This is a genomic window from Flavobacterium sp. LMO6, assembly GCF_009495795.1.
Taxonomy (GTDB): domain Bacteria; phylum Bacteroidota; class Bacteroidia; order Flavobacteriales; family Flavobacteriaceae; genus Flavobacterium.
Genome location: NZ_WIBH01000003.1, coordinates 54,659 through 74,180, shown reverse-complemented (window position 1 = coordinate 74,180; position 19,522 = coordinate 54,659). Strand labels below are relative to the sequence as shown.

The 19,522-nt window shown below is 27.7% G+C and carries 12 protein-coding genes; 10 read left to right on the top strand and 2 right to left on the bottom strand.

Features of this window, described 5'->3' with window-relative positions; all coding sequences use genetic code 11:
- Positions 1-114: 114 nt before the first annotated feature.
- Together GFJ99_RS04140 and GFJ99_RS04135 are read right to left on the bottom strand one after the other, a co-directional pair.
- Positions 115-1,716: an ATP-binding protein gene (locus GFJ99_RS04140; RefSeq protein WP_153207656.1), complete on the bottom strand. Its 1,602-nt coding sequence runs from the start codon at positions 1,714-1,716 to the stop codon at positions 115-117.
- Positions 1,703-5,722 (bottom strand): PAS domain-containing protein, encoded by a 4,020-nt coding sequence (locus GFJ99_RS04135; RefSeq protein WP_153207655.1) that lies wholly within the window; start codon positions 5,720-5,722, stop codon positions 1,703-1,705. The genes GFJ99_RS04140 and GFJ99_RS04135 overlap by 14 nt, the downstream gene beginning before the upstream one ends.
- Positions 5,723-6,011: 289 nt before the next feature.
- Between GFJ99_RS04135 and GFJ99_RS04130 the strand changes: the two genes are divergently transcribed.
- The 10 genes from GFJ99_RS04130 (at position 6,012) to GFJ99_RS04085 (ending at position 19,504) form a co-directional block, all read left to right on the top strand.
- Complete coding sequence (locus tag GFJ99_RS04130; RefSeq protein WP_153207654.1) at positions 6,012-8,816, top strand: gliding motility-associated C-terminal domain-containing protein; 2,805 nt, start codon at positions 6,012-6,014, stop codon at positions 8,814-8,816.
- 663 nt (positions 8,817-9,479) lie between these two features.
- Positions 9,480-10,418, top strand: a complete 939-nt coding sequence (locus GFJ99_RS04125; RefSeq protein WP_370454293.1) for a type IX secretion system membrane protein PorP/SprF — start codon at positions 9,480-9,482, stop codon at positions 10,416-10,418.
- A gap of 11 nt (positions 10,419-10,429) precedes the next feature.
- A complete protein-coding gene (locus tag GFJ99_RS04120) occupies positions 10,430-12,358 on the top strand; it encodes an OmpA family protein (RefSeq protein WP_153207652.1) in 1,929 nt (642 codons plus the stop codon).
- A 21-nt stretch (positions 12,359-12,379) separates the two neighbouring features.
- Complete coding sequence (locus tag GFJ99_RS04115) at positions 12,380-13,582, top strand: ATP-binding protein (protein ID WP_153207651.1); 1,203 nt, start codon at positions 12,380-12,382, stop codon at positions 13,580-13,582.
- Positions 13,583-13,646: 64 nt separating this feature from the next.
- Entirely contained in the window at positions 13,647-14,402 is a 756-nt protein-coding gene (locus tag GFJ99_RS04110) for a LytTR family DNA-binding domain-containing protein (protein ID WP_153207650.1), read from the top strand.
- Positions 14,403-14,424: 22 nt separating this feature from the next.
- Positions 14,425-14,811 carry a response regulator gene (locus GFJ99_RS04105; RefSeq protein ID WP_162523921.1) on the top strand — a complete coding sequence of 129 codons (387 nt, stop codon included), beginning with the start codon at positions 14,425-14,427 and terminating at the stop codon, positions 14,809-14,811.
- A gap of 66 nt (positions 14,812-14,877) precedes the next feature.
- Positions 14,878-16,032 (top strand): glycosyltransferase, encoded by a 1,155-nt coding sequence (locus GFJ99_RS04100; RefSeq protein WP_153207649.1) that lies wholly within the window; start codon positions 14,878-14,880, stop codon positions 16,030-16,032.
- Between the two features lie 65 nt (positions 16,033-16,097).
- Positions 16,098-17,192: a glycosyltransferase gene (locus GFJ99_RS04095; protein WP_238990070.1), complete on the top strand. Its 1,095-nt coding sequence runs from the start codon at positions 16,098-16,100 to the stop codon at positions 17,190-17,192.
- The gene (locus tag GFJ99_RS04090; RefSeq protein ID WP_153207648.1) at positions 17,179-18,531 is read left to right on the top strand and encodes an O-antigen ligase; all 1,353 of its coding nucleotides are present in this window, start codon (positions 17,179-17,181) and stop codon (positions 18,529-18,531) included. The genes GFJ99_RS04095 and GFJ99_RS04090 overlap by 14 nt, the downstream gene beginning before the upstream one ends.
- Complete coding sequence (locus tag GFJ99_RS04085; protein WP_153207647.1) at positions 18,497-19,504, top strand: glycosyltransferase family 4 protein; 1,008 nt, start codon at positions 18,497-18,499, stop codon at positions 19,502-19,504. The genes GFJ99_RS04090 and GFJ99_RS04085 overlap by 35 nt, the downstream gene beginning before the upstream one ends.
- Positions 19,505-19,522 lie beyond the last annotated feature (18 nt).

The window sequence follows — 19,522 nt, the reverse complement described above, 5'->3', positions numbered from 1 at the left end:
TGTTGTTTTGGCTTGTAATTAATAATTCTATTGTAAATGTACAAATTTTTCCTACATTTCATAATGTTTTCCTTAAAAAAAAATCAAAAGATAATTTTTTAATGCTGGTGTTTTTTATTTAGGAATTTTAAAATAAAATGTGCTACCAAAGTCTTTTTCAGATTCGACCCAAATGGTTCCATTTAAACTTTCTACTATTTTTTTTACAATTGCTAATCCAATTCCGCTTCCTTTAATTTCTTCATTACTTTGCAATCTTTGAAATAATACAAATATTTTTTCTAAATATTCCTTTTCAATACCAATACCATTGTCTTGAACTGCAAATGTTATGTCTTTTTTTGATTGGTTTACTACTTTTATATTTATTTCGGGGTTTAAATTTTCTTTTGAATATTTAAAGGCATTACTAACTAAGTTATGAAAAATTTGAAATATAGGAGATCTGTAAGAAACTATTGTTGGTAAATTTTCATAATTGAATTTTCCATTAGGATATTCGTTCTCATAGAAACCTTTTATTTCTTTCATAATATCATTTAAGTCAATACTTTCTTTTTCATCTATATATTTTCCTGCTCTTGAAAATTCTAAAATATCTAATATGATTTTTTTCATTCTTTTCGCACCATCAACAGCAAAAAATATGTATTTCTTTCCCTTTTCATCTAAGACATCATTGTATTTTTTTTCTATCTGAGTTAAAAAACTAGTTATCATTCTCAAAGGTTCTTGAAGATCATGAGAAATTATATAGGCAAAATGTTCTAATTCTTTGTTTGCCTCGCCGAGTTCTTTAGCTCTGGTTTGTAATTGTTTGTTTGCTTTTTCTAAATCGGATGTTTTTTTCTTGATTAATGCTTCTAATTTAATTGGCTCTTGAGATAATTTTCTCAAATAGATTGAAATTATTAAGCTTAGAAGTATGCTGCTTATAAAAAATTCAATTGCTTTGTTTAAATATTGGGGTTCTTTTAATTTTACATATAAATACCAATTACCTGAAGGTAAATATGATTTATTTATAATACCGGTAGAAAAATCGGTATTGTTTTTAAAAAACTTTGCCTCATTTAAATCGTTATTTTTTTGTACTATTTGATAATCAAATAACGTACTACTTCCTGAATTATTTAAGTTAATTGTTTTTAAAAAATTGTCTGTTCTTACAATGACTGCAGCAAAACCCCAAAATTTATTATTTTTAAAAATCGGTTGTCTGCCTATTATTCCTTCACCACCTTGGATTAATTTTATGGGACCTTCAAAAAAAACCTTCTCTTGTTTTATAGCTTCAAAAAGTATTTTTTTGTTTAAACTATCTGCATTTATATTGTATCCGATAGTTGATTCATTTCCTTTTAGAGGAAATGTTTTGTATATGGTGTGGTCTTTTACTATTTGTGTAGCGTCAATATATTTATTTTTTTCTAAAAGGCTTTTTGAAATGGACTCAAAATCTGTTTCATCAAGGTTTTTCTCAGTAATAAAAGCAATTATTTTGACAACGTTTAAACTGTTGTTAATCATGCTTTCTAATTGATTTTTAACATCAGAAGTTTCTTCTTTTACCTGTAAAAGTTCTTTGCTATATTCAATCTTATAAATTCTGTAGGTTAGAAAAGAACTTATAGTGAGTAATACTAAAAAAGATATTATAGCTAATTTAGTAGGCCAATATTTTAATTCTTTTATAATATTTTTAATTATCTTCATTTTTTGGAAGTATAATATAAAATGTGGTGCCTTTATCTAATTCTGATTCGACCCAAATTTTACCATTTAAATTTTCAATTAATTTTTTTACAATTGCAAGTCCCATTCCATTTCCACCATACTCTTGTTTAGTATGAAGGCGTTGAAATATAATAAAAATTTTCTCTAAATATTCATTTTCAATTCCTATGCCATTGTCTGATATTTTAAACTTCCAATTTTTTCCATCATCTATTGCTGTTATGTTAATAATTGGTTTATTATTTATTTTTTGATACTTTAAAGCATTTCCGACTAAATTATGAAAAATTTGTGTTATTGGAAATTTTGAAGATATTATTGTTGGTAAATTAGTGTAATTTATAATTGCATTTGTTTCTTGTATTTTTTGAATGTTCATTTTACAAACATCTTCAATTACAAGGTTTATATCAATACTTTCATTTATTTCTTCTATTTTGCCTAATTTAGAATATTCTAAAATGTCTAAAATTATATTTCGCATTCTTTTAGCTCCATCCACTGCAAAATCGATGTATTGCTTTCCTTTGTCATCTAATTTATCTGTATATTTTTTTTCTAATTGGGTTAAAAAGCTAGTAACCATTCTTAATGGCTCTTGTAAATCATGAGAAGCAACATAAGCAAAATGTTCTAGTTCCTGATTTGATTTTATTAATGATTTTGTATGTGTTTCTAGTTTTTTATTTAAATCGCGTAATTTATTTTCTTGTTCTTTTCTGTAGGTAATATCTTGAAGCGCTCCTACTATTCTAATTGCTGTTCCTTTTTCATCTCTAATTATTATAGCATTATTTATAATATAGGCATATTCCCCGTTTGCTTTTTTATACCAATATTCTTTTTTCCAACTTTTCTTTTTAGGTGAATTAATAGATTTTATAAAAGTGTTTATTATTTTGTCTGCTTTTTTTGGTTTCATTTTAGATTTTATTAAATCTAAAATATTAGTATTATAGATGAGGTTTGGCACTTTGTATCCAAAAAGTTTTAAAAAACCTTCTCCTCTGTAAAGCGAATTTTTATTTAAATCCCAATCCCAAATGGCGTCATTAGTAGCAGCGGTTGATTTTTCAAAACGATCGTTAGATGATTTTAAATCGTATTCATATTTTTTTGTTTGGGTGATATCTTTATAGTAAATAGATAATCCGTTTTTTGATGGATAAGCTGTTACATCTAGCCAAATATTTAAATCTTCAAAAAAGTTTTGAAAATTTATTGACTTTTTAGTTTCAAATGCTTTTTTATAGTTTTCTTCATAGATGCTATCGGTAAGATTAGGAAAAACTTCCCATAAATTTTTTCCAATAATTTTTTCTCTATTTAAGCTAAAAATTTCTTCTGCTTTTTTATTCCAATAATTAACTATCCAGTTTTTATCTAATGAAATAAAAGCATCATCCACACTTTCTAATATGTTGTTTTTTTCTTTTAAAGATTTTTCTAATTCTAAATTAGTGGTTTTTCTTTGTAAGCTAGCGGTTAAATTAAATGTAATGTTTGATAAAAAGGAAATTTCACTTTCAGACCAAATTCTCTCTGTATTACAGTCGTCAAAACCAATAAAACCTGACATATTATTATTTATAAAAACCGGATAAATTAAAAATGATTTAATATTTTGGTTTTCCATTAACGTTTTAAAAGAACCAGAAGGGAGTTTTGAAGTTACCCCAAAAATTATTTTTCCATCTGATAATCGTTCGTAAAATTCATAAAATTCGTTTACAGGGATATTTTGTAATTCTGGGTTATCAATTTGAGGAACAATATTATTTTTTGTCCATTCTAATTTTTGGCTACATGTTATTTCGTCTTTTTTATGGTTGATATCCATTTCAAAAAAGTAAATTCTGTCTACATTTATTGTATTTCCTGTTATTTGAAAAGAATTATATAACGATTCATGCCAATTGTTTGATTGCATTAATTCAGACGTAACATTGGTAATAGAAGATAAGAGCGTATTTTTTTTCGCTAATTTTAATTCGTTAATTTTTTGTTTTGTAATATTTTGAATACTACCCAGAATTTTTTGTTTTTTGTTTAAGTCATTATGTTGTACTTTACCAATACATCTTACCCATTTGTTATTATTGTTATGGGTGATAATTTGGAATTCAATATCAAAATTTTCTCCAAAATGTATCAGATTATGGAATGCTTTTTTTGTTTTTTTTCTGTCATCTTCATGAGTAAAATCTAACAAGAAATTTAAACTTATTGTAATATCTGTTTCTAATTCTAAAATATCCTTTACAACTTTTGATAAATAAATTGAATTCTTTTTTACTGAAATGTCGTATTCCCAACTTCCTATTTCAGCTAATCTTGCCGTTTCTAGAAATAGGTTTTGTAATTCTTTCATTTCTGTAATATTTCTACCAAAAGCAAAAGAATTGTTTTCGTCTCCAAATATTTCTGACGTACTCCACGAAAACCACTTGTATTCTCCGCTTTTTGTTCTATATCTATTGACGAAATTATTAGCTTTTCTTTTATTAGAAATAATTTCGTTGTATTCTATTTCAGATAGTTTTAAATCATCAGGATGTAAAAAATAGGTAAATGGCTTAGATTTTAATTCTTCTTCTGTAAATCCTAACAACGAACAAAAAGCGGGGTTTACTTTTTTAAAATACCCATCCGAATTTACAATTGTTAATATGTCAGGAGCGCTTTCAAACATCAAACGATGTGTTTCTTCTTCTAATTTTCTTTCAATTTCTGCACCTAAAAGGTTACTTAATGTTTGGTATGCGTTTATTTTACAGGGATAATTGTTTAAATCTTCTTTACAGAAAAAGATTAAGGAGCCAATTAAATTAGTTTTATTAAATAAAGGAATGCTAAATATTGTATTTAAATCAATTTTAGAGCAGTCGAAATTATTGGGATAGTTTTCATTAATTTGTTTTGTTGTATAAATATGGTCTTTTTTAGTTTTCCACACCAATCCAGGTAATCCAATTCCTTTTTTAAAAGAAACCTTGTCTTTTGATCCAATGAAAAACTTTTCAATTGTTGTGTTTTTATCAGACCAGTTTTTTAATACAATATTTTTTTTATTAGAATCTATTAACCAAATTTCAGTTCTTAAAAAATCATCGTTTTGTGTTAAATGATGTAATAAATCATTTAAAATGATAGTTGTTTTTTTTTCAGATTTAAATAAAAAAGTAACTTGATCTTGTAATTTCTTTTGAATTTCAAGTGTTTTTTCAACAGAAATATCTTTTAGTAATCCAATCATTTTAACCGGAATTCCTTCTTTATTTCGAATTAAAATTGCAGTTTCTTCTACATAAATATATGAATTGTCTTGTCTTTTAAATCTTAATTTTTTAACCCATTCTTTTTCTTCAGGGGTGTTTATAAAATGTTGCCAGTCTTCTTTTTGGTTCTCAATATCTTTAGGATGTATTAGTTCGAGCCAATTTTTTAATTTAAAAGAAGTGCTGGTTGTATGATATCCAAAAATTTTTCTGAAGCCTTCTCCCCAGCTGAATTCATCTTTCAGGATATCCCATTCGTAAATTACATCATTTGTGATTTTATTTAAAAGCTCAATTTTTTCTTTTATTTCAATAAATTCGGTTACGTCTTGAAATACACCTATTAGTTTAATAGGTTTTTTATTTTCATCAAAAATTACTTTTCCCGACGAAATAATGTGCTTTATAGTATTGTTTTTGGTTACGAATCTTTTTTTAATTTGGTAATCTGTGCCATTTTCAATAGCCTCTTTCTTTTTTTGAATTACTAGTTCTAAATCGTCAGGATGTATTATTTCTAATTCCATGCTGATGTTTAATTTTTTAGTTTCAGGTTCTCGTTCTAAAATTCTAAAAACACCTTTAGACCAATACAAATCATTAGTTAAAAGGTCTAATTCCCAACTACCTGTTTTAGCAACTAATTCCGTTTGGTCAATAATGAAATGCTGTATTATTTCATCGTTAAAATTATATTTTTCTAGCATAAGATTAAGATAATAAGTAGTTAAAATTATCTATTAGTTGCTCAAATCGCCTACTCGGGTATTGTAAATTTACAAAAAAAAGTTTCACAAAAAAACATTTATATATAAGATTGATTTTTTTTAAAACGCATGTATTTTGTTGTATTATAGGGCTTTTGAATGTAGAGGTTGTGCTTTTATACGTTTATTAATAATAAAGTTACGCTTGTTACTTATGCTTAGGGTTTGACTAAATGTTGTCGGAAATTTGATATGTGTTTAAAATGAATGTTTCCCAAAATATTTAGTCATGAAAAAGTTATCATACAATCGACCAAATAAAATGTTAGTAAATTTACTATTCATTTTATTGATATTAAGTTTTGAAAATAGTTTTTCGCAATGTACAAATGGATCAATTAGACCGGCTGATGATTTTACTTTTACTTTAAAATCTCCTAGATGTTTTGATGGTACTGACGGAGAAATCAGACTTTCAAATTTACACAGTACAGTTGGTGTAAACGATTTCACAAATCAAAATTATCAAGCAAGAATTTTAAGTGGTCCTGGAGGAGCTAGAAATTTTATAATCCCTATTAATTCTTCAAGCTTTATAATGACAGGCCTAACATCAGGAACCTATGTAGTAGATATTATAGATGAATGTGGTGGTAATAGTTCAGACAGAACAATAGTTATACCAAGTAGTTTTGATAATGCAACTACAATAACTACTACTATAACTCATGTAGATAGATTAAATGTTTCTGAGTCAGTTGATTGTGGAAGTCTTTATAAGTTTAAAATAAAAACTATATCTGGTAGAACTAGTGGAGATGTTAATTATACTTTTACTAATATATTAGGTCAAACTTTAAATGTAGTTAATGCTATTCCTCAGTCTGAAATTAATTCTCTAACAAATAGAACCATTTCATTTGAAGTTCCTGCCTCTTTTTTTGCAGGAGGAGATTTAGCATATACTGGTTTTAATGATTGTGGTACAATTCCTGGTGGTGTTTTAAGCTTGCCAAATTTACAAGAGATTATCTTTGATACTCCAAGGATTTATATATTAAATGATCCAAATGATAATTGTAATTATGGTTATGATGTTAAGTTTTTTAGAAATAATGTAACTAATCCTGTTCAAGTAAGTGTAGAAGAAACTAATAGACCTGGAGCTGTTGCTTTAAATATATATAATTTACCAATTCAATCTCAAAGTTTTAATTTATCACATCTTAATAGTGTTTCTATGGGTAATGCTATTTCGATAGATTTAGGATTACGTTATAACATAGATTACACAATTACTTTAACAGATGCTTGCGGCTATACTGTACAAAAAAATATCAGACAAGATACTGTCACTTTTGCGCCTATCGTAGACTCTGAATTCAATTCAGGTTATATAGATGGTTTTGCTTATTTTGACGACATTGCTATTATTAAAATGAAAGAATTACCAGTTTCTAGCTTTGCGGTTGGTCCGTTAAATTTAACAATTAATTCAGGTCCTACTTCTTTTACAACACAAGTAGGAAATGGAGCTAATCTAGTAGCTAATAACATTTCGTATCCACTTACCATGTCTTTTAGTAATCCGTTTGCTACTAATGTGTTGGCTTTTGATAGCTCTAGATCATTTCCTCCAGGGACTTATAATATTACTGTAACAGATGCTTGTGGAAAAACGAGTACATTTAACCATACAACTGCTCATACAAGAAATGATTCTATTACTCATGAAATATCAGGATGTGGTTCTATTACAGATTTAGTTCCAGTTATGTTGAGATTACCAGTAGGAGTAGTTAATACTTATGCTGCAGTTTATAAAGCAGATGGAACAATTTTATATTCTGGAATAATAACTTCAACACCTCCTTTTAATTATAATTCTTCAAATAGAAAAATAACGTTTAATGTGCCTAATAACGAACAAATTTATTTCCGTTATGGCGGTGTAAAAAATGGAAATCCAGTAGCTCCATCTCAATTGGGTGGAAACGTTGGTTTACAACGTTTAGAAGGTGGTTTCTTATATGAATATGCTTTTTCTGTAGAAATTACTCCTTTTACATTTGAATCAATTATAGCTTGTGAAACTACAGTAAACATGGTTGCAACAGGTGGTATTGCTCCTTATTTGTATGCTTTATACGATGAAACAGGAACGCAACAGTTAAATAATTATCAAAGTAATTCTGTATTTAGTAATTTAACAGCTGGAGCTACATATTTAGCTAAAACAATAGATGCTTGCGGTAGAGAATTCACACAACATTTTTATGTATACAACGCTCCTCTTCCTGTTTTTACACTTATAACTGAAGCTAGTTGTAATGGTGGTTTTGGAACCATTAAAGTAACAGATCTTCCAGGTAGTTGGTCTATTTTAGAAACGGAAACTGGTAATATTTATGATGGTACTTCTTCTGAGTTTTTAATTGAAAATTTAGTTGCAGGAAGTTATAGTTTTATTTGCACTGATTTAACTTCTAATTGTAGTAATCAAATTATAATTCCTTTAGAAGTTACTGCAGAAGTTGATACTACAATACCTGTTTTTACAACACCTATTGAAGAAGTTATTTATACAGATTGTGAAAATATACCTGAGGTTGCAAACGTATTTGCGGAGAGCGCTACAGGAGAAGTGATCATTTCTTTTGAAGAAGAAACGGTACAAGGTGATTGTCCAAGCATGTCTATAATTTATAGAACATGGACAGCAACTAATCCTTGTGGGAATGTAGCTTATTTAAATCAAGTTATTTATTTGTCTTGTGGTGTTAAAGTTTATAATGCCTTAACTCCTAATGGTGACGGAAAAAACGATTTCTTATACTTAGAAGGTATAGAGTGTTATCCAAATAGTAAAGTTGAAATATTTAATCGATTTGGTTCTAAAGTGTATGAAACTAATAACTATGATAATAAAACTAACGTGTTTAACGGAGTTTCTGAAAGTTCATTAAATAGTTCAGGAGGAACTCTTCCAGAAGGTACTTATTATTATATCATTTCTTATGACTACATAAATAATAATTTAGATAGTTTAAAAAATGTACAAAAAACAGGATACTTATATGTAGCATCTAATTAAAAAAAATCATTTATTGATATTTTGGGGAAGCTTATTACTTGGAAAGGAGTTTAAAAAACTCCTTTCAAGTAGTAAGTAGTAATACAGCCAAAATACATTAATTTATTTAAATCCATAACAGTAATAATTATACGTTCATAAATAGGTTTGTTTAATATAGTTTTCAGTAAGAAAAAATCATTTATTGATATTTTGGGGAAGCTTATTACTTAGAAAGGAGTTTTTTAAACTCCTTTCAAGTAGTAAGTAATAATAAAACCATAATATATTATTTATTGAAACCTATAAATTTATTAAATGGAAGTTTATGAATAAGTTTTTAAATAAAACGTTTAGTAAGAAAAAATCATGTATTGATATTTTGGGGAAGCTTATTACTTGGAAAGGAGTTTTAAAACTCCTTTCAGGTAGTAAGTATAATTATCTCTAAAAATAGTATGTTATTCCGTTATTTTTGCTTAATTTTATATAAGTAATTTATTATTAATAATATAAAAAAGTTTAAAATAATGATTCTGTAAGTATCGTATCTAGTTATAAAATCATGTATTGATATTTTGGGGAAGCTTATTACTTTGAAAGGAGTTTGTTGAAATTCTCCTTTCAGAGTGGTAAGTTTAATTAACCCCAATCAATATAAGTTTTCCTCATTAAAACCCCAAGATAGAAATGAGAAAGTTAATTAAATCATTAGTGGTAATACATTTATTACTGCTAATAAGTACTGAGAAATTATTTTCTCAGCAAGACCCTCAGTTTACAAATTACATGTATAATACCATTGTAATTAATCCAGCATATGCCGGTACAAGAGATGTTTTAAGTTTTTTGGCTCTATACAGAGCGCAATGGGTTGGTTTAGATGGTGCTCCAATTACAGCTAGTGCTTCGGTTCATTCTCCTGTTAGTAATTCTAATGTAGGGTGGGGAATATCCGTAATTAATGACGAAATTGGTCCTGCAACTGAACAAAATATTTCAGCTGATTTTGCTTATCGTATTACTTTTTCTAACTTGTCTAAGTTGTCATTTGGAATTAAAGCAACTGCTAATTTGTTGAATGTTGATTATACAAAATTAAGCATATATGATCCAACAGATCCAGTTTTACAAAACAATGTCGACAATCGTTTTACTCCAAACATTGGTGCTGGTTTATATTGGTATTCTGATCAATTTTATTTAGGTGTTTCTATTCCTAGTTTTTTAGAAACTAAATATTATGATGATAATACTAGATCTTCTGTAGTAAATTCAAGTATGGATTACTTTTTTATGGGTGGGTATGTTTTTAACTTAAGCGACTCTATTCAATTTAAACCAGCCTTTCTTACTAAAATAATGTCTGGAAATACCTTGCAATCCGATGTAACGGCTAATTTTTTATTTTTTGAAAAATTAACTCTAGGGTCTGCTTATAGAATTAATGGTGCTATTAGTGCTTTAGTTGGTTTTCAGTTTTCTAATTCGGTTTTTGTAGGGTATTCGTATGATACTGAAGCTACTAATTTAGCTAATTATAATTCAGGTTCTCACGAAATTTTCTTGCGTTTTGAACTTTTTAAATCAGGTGCAAAAATTTATTCTCCAAGATTCTTTTAAGACTTTAGACTATGAAAAAAATAATTACCTCTATAGTTGTTATGCTTTTTTTTATTGGTTTTTCACAAGAAAAAAAAATAAAGGAAGCTAATGAAGCATATGAAAAATTAGGTTATATGAATGCTGTTTCTATATATATAGAAGTAGATAAAAACGGCTATGGTTCACCTGATATTTATAAAAAAATTGCCGATTCTTATTATTTTAATGCTAATTATATTGAAGCAAATAAATGGTATCAAAAACTAATAAAATCATCAGAAATTGTTGATTATGAGTATTATTATCGATACGCTCAAACACTTAAAACAGTCCCAGACATTGAAAAATCAAACTATTATTTAGCGTTGTTTTCAAAATTAAAAGAAGCAGATTCAAGAGCTAAAGAATATGATGATAATACTCAATATTTAAAACAAATTAAAACAGATAATGGACGTTATGAAATTTCTACTTTAAATATTAATTCTAATTATAGTGATTATGGTGTTTTTGAATATAAAGAGCGTATTGTTTTTACTAGCACTAGAGAGCATAATCGCGTAAAAATTGATAGTTGGACTAATCAGCCTTTTTCTGGTCTTTATGTTAGTACTTTGGAAAAATTAAATCGGTTTTCAAGTCCCGAATTTTTTCTGAATAGTTCTTTTTTTAGCAGTAACGAATCTACAGCTGTTATAACTAAAGACGGACAAACACTTTATTTTACACGAAATAATTTTAATAGAAAGAAAAATAAAAAAAATAGTAAAGATGAAGTTTCATTAAAAATATATAGTGCTAAGTTACACAATGGAAATTGGACAGATGTTCAAGAATTGCCTTTTAATAGTGATGATTATAATTGTGCTCATCCGGCTTTAAGTTCAGATGAGAAGTTTCTCTATTTTTCTTCTAACATGCCTGGTACTTTAGGACAATCCGATTTATTTCGTGTAGCTGTTTTGCCAAATAATACTTTTGGTGTTCCAGAAAATCTTGGAGCAGAAATTAATACAGAAGCTAGAGAAACTTTTCCTTTTTTGTCTTCTGATAATGAATTGTATTTTGCTTCCAATGGTCATTTAGGTCTTGGTGGATTAGATGTTTTTGTTTCTAAGATTAATAATGATGATACTTTTTCGAAACCATTCAATATTGGAAATCCAATAAATTCTGCTTTTGATGATTTTTCTTATTCTATTAATGCTCAAAGTCATATTGGTTATTTTTCTTCAAACAGACCAGGAGGTAAAGGGAGTGATGATATTTATAAGTTTTTTGAAAAAAAATCATTAATGGAGGAAACAGAAAAATTATTTGTTGGTAAAGTAGTAGATGCCTTGTTTGGTTTTCCTGTAGAAAATGTTGTTGTTACTTTATTTGATGATGCTAAAACAATTATTGATAAAACTACAACAAATTCAACTGGCGAATTTTTCTTTAAAAATAATTATAGAAATAAAGGTTGGTATGTAAGATATGATCATGAAGTGTATGAAACAAAAGAAGATTATTATAGAAATAAATTAAAATCTAATTCAGATTTAATAACTACTATTTTGCCTAAGGAAGTTAAATTACAAGACGGGTTAGATTTAGCCAAATTTTTCTCTATTCAAAATATTTATTTTGATTTAGATAAATCAGAAATAAATGATAAAGCCGAAAAACAAATTGCAATTTTATTGTATGTAATGCAAAAGAATCCAGACATTAAATTAGAAATTAAATCACATACCGATAGTAGAGCATCTAAGTCTTATAATTTAGAATTATCTAATAAAAGAGCATTAGAAACCTCTAATTGGTTGGTTAAGAACGGAATCGATTCTAGTAGAATTTCGAGTAAAGGATATGGAGAATCTAGGCTTGTTAATCATTGTTCCGATGGTGTAAAATGTTCAGAAGAAGAACATCAAATGAATAGAAGAAGTGAATTTATTGTTATTGGAAATTAATTTTTTTGTAATTTAGTGAAAATGAAAAAGATAAATTCAAAAATAGAAGAGCAATTAAGGCTTAAAACACTAGAAAAATATAAAATTCTGGACACTTTGCCAGAACAAATGTATGATGACATAATTCAAATTGCCTCTTTTGTATGTGAAATGCCAATTGCATTATTGAGTTTAGTCGACGAAAATCGACAATTTTTTAAATCAAAAGTCGGAATTTCAATTAATCAAACTCCAATAGAACAATCGGTATGTTATCATGCCATACAATCAGGAGAAGAATTGTTTCAAGTTTTAGATTTAAGAACCGATGATAGGTTTAAAGATAATCCATTAGTTACACATGATCCTAATATTGTTTCTTATTTTGGAGTAACACTAGAGAGTAAAGAAGGAGTTGCATTCGGCACATTATGTGTTATTAGTCAACATCATCCAAAATCTATTTCAGATGAACAAAAAAGCATTTTAAAAAAATTAGCAAAACAAGTAAGCTATTTATTAGAACTAAGATTAACAAATAATGAATTAATAATTAGTAAAGAATTAACTCAGAGTTATCTTGCTCAAATGGAGGAGTTTGCCTATACCGCTGCACATGATTTAAGAGCTCCGTTAAGAGCAGTAAAATCTTTTTTACAGTTAATTGAGTCTAAAAATAAAGACGTTCACGATGAAAAAGATATCAAATACTTCAAATTTGTTTTTGATAATGTAAAATCTATGGATGATTTGATTGTGGATTTGTTAGAATTTGCAAAATCTGATGATAAGATAGGAGAAAAAGAAGATATAGATTTAAATGAATTTATTACAGATATTTACAATCATGTCAATGTAAATCCAGAAGAAAATCAATTGCAATTAAACAAATTACCCACAATACATTTTTCTAAATTAGCTCTAGGCGTTATTTTTAATAATTTGATAGAAAATGCTTTAAAATATAAGAAGCCAAATCAAATGGTTAATTTGCAAGTTCATTATGTTGAAGACGATTTTCAGCATATTTTTGAAATAATAGATGATGGAATTGGTATTTCAGAAGAACATTTTGAATTAATTTTTAAACCTTTTAAGCGCTTACACACTAAATCTGAGTTCCCTGGGAGTGGTTTAGGTTTAGCAACAGTAAAGAAAATCATTGAAAAAATTGAAGGTTCTATAAGTGTTCATTCTGTTTTAAATGAAGGAACAACTTTTAAAATTGTAATTCCTAAGCAATAATTGAAATTTATTATTAAAAAATAATTATCTTTATATAAGTTATAAGAAAAACTATTTTCCCAATATGAAATTAATAAAAGCCATAATCATAGATAATAATTTAGATGTAATTAGTCAACTTTCCAAATTTGCAGAAGAAAATGCTGTAATTATAGATATTTGCGGGTTTTGTGATAATTTTATTGATGGAATTGAATTAATAAAAGCTAATAAACCCGATTTAATATTTTTAGATCCTACAGATAACAATTTAGCTTCGTTTGATTTAGTAAAAGAATTGGCTTTCAATATTCCTAAATTTATATTTGTTTCAGATGATAAAAATAAAGCCTATGAAGCTTTTCAGTACAATGCAGTTGATTTTTTAAAAAAGACACTCAATTTTAATGAACTTATAGTTTCGATTTATAAGGTGATTAAATTGATTGAAATGGAAATTAGTTTTCAAAATCAGAAAGTGAATCAAATAAATAGCTTTGGTACAGAAAGTAGTGCAAATGGATTTATTGCTATTTCTTCTTCTGATAAAATAGAATTATTAAAATTAGAAGAAATTGTATATTGCAAAGCAGATGGGAAGTACACGGAATTCGTTTTAATTAACAAACAAAAAGTACTCTCAAGTAAAAATTTAGGAGAGTTTAGTTCTGTTTTAATGAGTAATCAATTTTTTAGAATACACCATTCCTATGTGGTAAATATTAAACAAATTCTTAAGATTACTAAGAAAGATGGATTGTATTGTGAGTTTGCAAACGGAATATCTCTTCCTGTGGCTAAGCGTAGACAAGAAGAGTTTGTAAAATTCCTTAAATTATAAATTAAATACGTATTTAATGAATATGAAAATAGAAAAAATAATGATCGTAGATGATAATGAGTTCGATTGTTATATAACATCTAAAATTATTAATAATTTGGATGAATCGATAGATATTATGGAGTTTAATTCATCATTAACAGCTATTCAATTTTTAGAAGAGTTTCAAAATTCTCCTGAAAAATTACCAAATTTAATTTTTTTAGATATTTATATGCCAGTTTTAGATGGGTTTGGTTTTATAGAAAAATTCAACACATTTTCAGATGTCATTAAAGCACATACTAAAATATGTATTCTTTCTACTACTGTTGATGATTTGTACATTCACAAAGCTAAAATTAATTCCTCTATTTTGTATACTAGTAAGCCAATTACAAACGAATTCTTACAAGGTATCATAAAATAATTGAACTTGTTTTCCTTTTCTTGTAATGTTTAAACATAATTGTATCTTTACATTTTACCTTTTAAAATGAAATTTGCAATAATTACACACGTTCAGCATATACAAAAAGAAAGCAACTATTTTGGTTATGCTCCCTATATTCGAGAAATGAATATTTGGATAAAATATGCAGATGAAGTAGTAATTGTAGCACCAATTGTGAACCTTGACACAAATCCTATTCACAATTCATATAAACATAGCAAAATTGATTTTAAACAAGTTGAAGAGTTTGATATTACCTCTTTGCAAAATTTTGTAAAAGCTATTTTAAAATTGCCTAAAATAATTGCAACAACTTATAAAGCAATGGCAGATGCAGATCATATTCATTTGCGATGTCCGGGTAATATGGGATTAATTGGTGCAATTGTTCAAATTTTATTCCCTAAAAAGCAAAAAACAGCTAAATATGCTGGTAATTGGGATCCAAATGCAAACCAACCATTTACTTATAAATTACAACGTTGGATTTTAAGTTCTACTTTTTTAACTAAAAATATGCAAGTTTTAGTTTATGGAGAATGGTTACATCAAACAAAGAATATTAAACCGTTTTTCACAGCTACTTATAGCAAAAAAGAAATTTTAACTCTGAACGAAAATAATACAGAACTTTTAAATAAATCAATAACTCAATTAAACGCCCCTTTACAGTTTATTTTTGTTGGAACTTTATCAAAAGGTAAGCAGCCTTTGTATGCAATTCAATTAATAGAACAGTTAATTAAAAAAGGCAAAAATGTAACACTTGATGTGTTTGGAGAAGGTGAAATGCGTAATGAAATTGAAGCTTATATCCATAATACACAATTAGAAAAAGTGGTTACTCTCAAAGGAAATCAATCTAAGGAAACCGTTTTAAAAGCTTATCAAAAAAGTCACTTTTTAATATTGCCTTCCAAAAGTGAAGGCTGGCCAAAAGTAGTAGCCGAAGCTATGTTTTGGGGTTGCCTACCTTTAGCTACTTCCGTTTCTTGTGTGCCTTATATGTTAGATAATGGAAAAAGAGGAATTGTACTAAAAGAAGATATAGAGTTTGATACCAACCAACTCTTAGAGACATTAAAAAATGAATTCATGTATAAAAATATGATTTCAGAAGCACAAAAATGGTCAAGACAATATACAACAGATACTTTTGACTCAGAAATTCAGAAATTAATAAACAATACGATTTAAAATAAATAATTGAGTCACCACTTTTAATTTACTTATTTTTGCTGCAATAATAAAAACAACCACAATTGAATAAAACTACCAACATAAGAATTGTCCAATTAATTGATAGTTTAGAGGCCGGAGGTGCAGAAAGAATGGCAGTTAGTTATGCTAATGCTTTAAAAAGACAAACAGGTTTTGCTGCATTAGTTACTACTAGAGCAGAAGGTCAGTTAAAAAATCAATTAGATAATGATGTGGTATATGGTTTTTTAAATCGAAAGAGTTTGTTTGATTTTAAAGCACTTTTTTTACTAAGAAAAATTATTGTAAATAATAAAATTACTCATATTCATTCCCATAGTAGTTCTGTTTTTTTTGCCATTTTCCTGAGATTAGTTTATCCTCAAATAGAAATCATATGGCACGATCATTATGGGAAAAGTGAAATGTTAAATCAACGCCCTGTTTTAGCTTTAAAAATAGCTAGTTTGTTTATATCCCAAGTTATTGCTGTTAATCAAAAATTAAAAATATGGGCAAAAGACAAATTATATTGTCGTAACGTAATTTATCTACCCAATTTTATAGGTGTTTCAAATGATGTAGTTCCTAATCCTACTTGTTTAAGAGGAGATGAAGGTAAAAGAATTGTTTGTTTGGCTAATTTAAGACCACAAAAAAATCATACTCTTTTGTTACAAGTAGCTAAAGAAATAAAGGTTTCTCATCCAAACTACACATTCCATTTAATAGGAAAAGATTTTAAAGATGATTATTCGAAAAAAATTAAAGAAGAAATTATATCTTTAGAATTAACAAACACTGTTTTTGTTTATGGAACTAAAGAAGATATATCCAATATTTTAAAACAAGCAAATTTCGGAATTTTAACTTCTCTATCTGAAGGTTTGCCAATTGCTATTTTAGAATATGGGTTTTATAAATTACCTGTGGTTGCAACAAATGTTGGAGAAATCCCAATGGTTATAAATGAAGAGGAAGGTATTTTAGTAGAAAGTAATTGTGTGCCTGATTTTGTTGTAGCTTTGAAAAATATACTAAACAATACTACATTACAAACTACATTTGCAAATCGACTTCATAATAAAATTATGAATAATTACAGTGAAGAAGCAGTTTTACAACTTTATTTAAAATGTATTGATGAAAAAAAATAGATCTACATATTTACTTGTTTTACTACTTCATGTAATTCTTGCTATTGCAATTTATGTCTTTCCTTTTGTATCTAAAATTTATGGAATATTGATTCCTTTGTTTGGAACAATTTTACTTATTAATACTAAAAATAAAAACAATGAAGTATTATTGGTAGCTTCATATGTTGTAGGTTCTGAAGTTTTATTACGAATGACAGGTGGAAATATTGCTCATGAAATTGCTAAATATGAAGTAATTTATTTTTTAATTTTAGGAATGTTTTTCTCAGGGGTTTCTAAAAATTCTATTCTTTACTTATTTTTTATCCTACTATTACTTCCTGGAGTCTATATTGGCGCAAATGTCTTAGGTTATGAAGTTGATGTAAGAAAAGCTATTTTATTTAATATTTTAGGTGAAGTATGTCTTTTTTTTAGTGCACTATATTGTTATCAAAGAAAAGTTACTTTACTCCAAATAGAATATATAATTAAAGCATTAGCATTACCATTAGTTTCAATAATTTCTTATTTGTTTTTATATACCCCTTCTATAAAAGATGTGGTTACAGGTACACAGTCAAATTTTGAGACTTCAGGCGGTTTTGGTCCTAACCAGGTTTCAACAATTTTAGGATTAGGAATGTTTTGTTTTTTTGCTTTGTTAGTTTTGTTTTCTAAAACTAAAATGGCGCAAATGATTCATTTAGTATTGTTAATTGCTGCTTCTTTTAGAGGAATTGTAACTTTTTCAAGAGGCGGTGTTTTTACAGCTATAGCAATGATGGTTGTTTTAATAACTGTATTATATTGGTTTGCCAATACAAAAGCAAAGAATTTGATTGTTGTTTTATCGATTAGTGCACTAATTATTGGTGGATTTGTTTGGACGTATAGTGTTTTACAAACGGGTGGTATGATTGAAAATCGATACGCCAATAAAGATGCTCGCGGAAGAGAAAAAGAAGATAGGTTAGGAGGTAGAGAAGAAATTGCCGGTACTGAATTGACAATGTTTATGGAAAATCCTGTATGGGGAATAGGAGTTGGGAAAAATAAAGAATATCGTGAAGAAATGACGGGTATAGTTGCTGCTTCTCATAATGAAATTACAAGGTTGTTAGCAGAACATGGCGTTTTTGGTATAATAGCTTTCCTGATTTTGTTATTTACCCCTTTAATTTTGTATTTTAATAATCGAGAACATATATTTTTATTGTCTTTCTTTGTTTTCTGGTTATTAACCATTAATCATGCCGCAATGCGATTAGCTGCTCCAGCTTTTGTTTATGCTTTAACACTTTTAAAAGTAAGTTTTGTAGATGAAAATTCTGTACCTAGGGAACAAACTGTCTAAGCATGGTTTAAATAAAACAACTATTGAAACTTTAGGACTCCATTTCGAGAATGAAGGTTTGTCGGTTTTTTATGCCTCAGATAAAAAATCATTCTCAATTCGATTGCTAGATATGATTAAGGCTGTTTTTCAATTTAGAAATCAAGTTTCTTATATTTTAATTGATACCTATAGTACGAAGGCATTTTGGTATGCTTTTGTTTGTAGCCAGTTGGCCCGTTTTTTTAATATTAGATACATTCCTATTCTTCATGGTGGTGATTTACCGAATCGCTTGAAAAAGAATCCTAAATTATGTAGAATGGTTTTTGCAAATGCCTATAAAAACGTTGCGCCTTCAGGATATTTAAAACAAGCTTTTGAGAAAGATGGATATTTAAATGTTATTCATATTCCAAATTCTATAGCAATTAAAAATTACGAGTTCAAACCAAGAAAAGAATTAAGCCCGAGACTTCTTTGGGTTCGAGCTTTCGCAACTATTTATAATCCTAAAATGGCTGTAGAGGTATTGTGTCAACTACAAAAAACATATTCAAATGCTACATTAACAATGGTTGGTCCTGATAAAGATGGTAGTTTGATAACAACAAAAGCCTTTGCAGATCAACTCGGTGTAAAGGTTAATTTTACAGGTAAGTTGTCTAAAGAAGATTGGTGTAAATTAGCGTCCGATAATGATATTTTTATCAACACAACCCATTTTGATAATACTCCAGTTAGTGTGATGGAAGCAATGGCTTTAGGTTTGCCTGTAGTTAGTACTAACGTAGGCGGTATTCCTTATTTGGTATCGAATAATGAAAATGCAATTTTAGTAAATGATAGCGATGTGGAACAAATGACTACAGCAATATTAGATTTAATTTCAAATAAGGAACAGTCATTTATTATGTCTCAGAATGGAAGAAGGCTAATTGAACAAATGGACTGGGAGATTGTAAAACAAAAATGGTTTTCTATATTGCAGTAGTTAATGGCTTAAAGGATT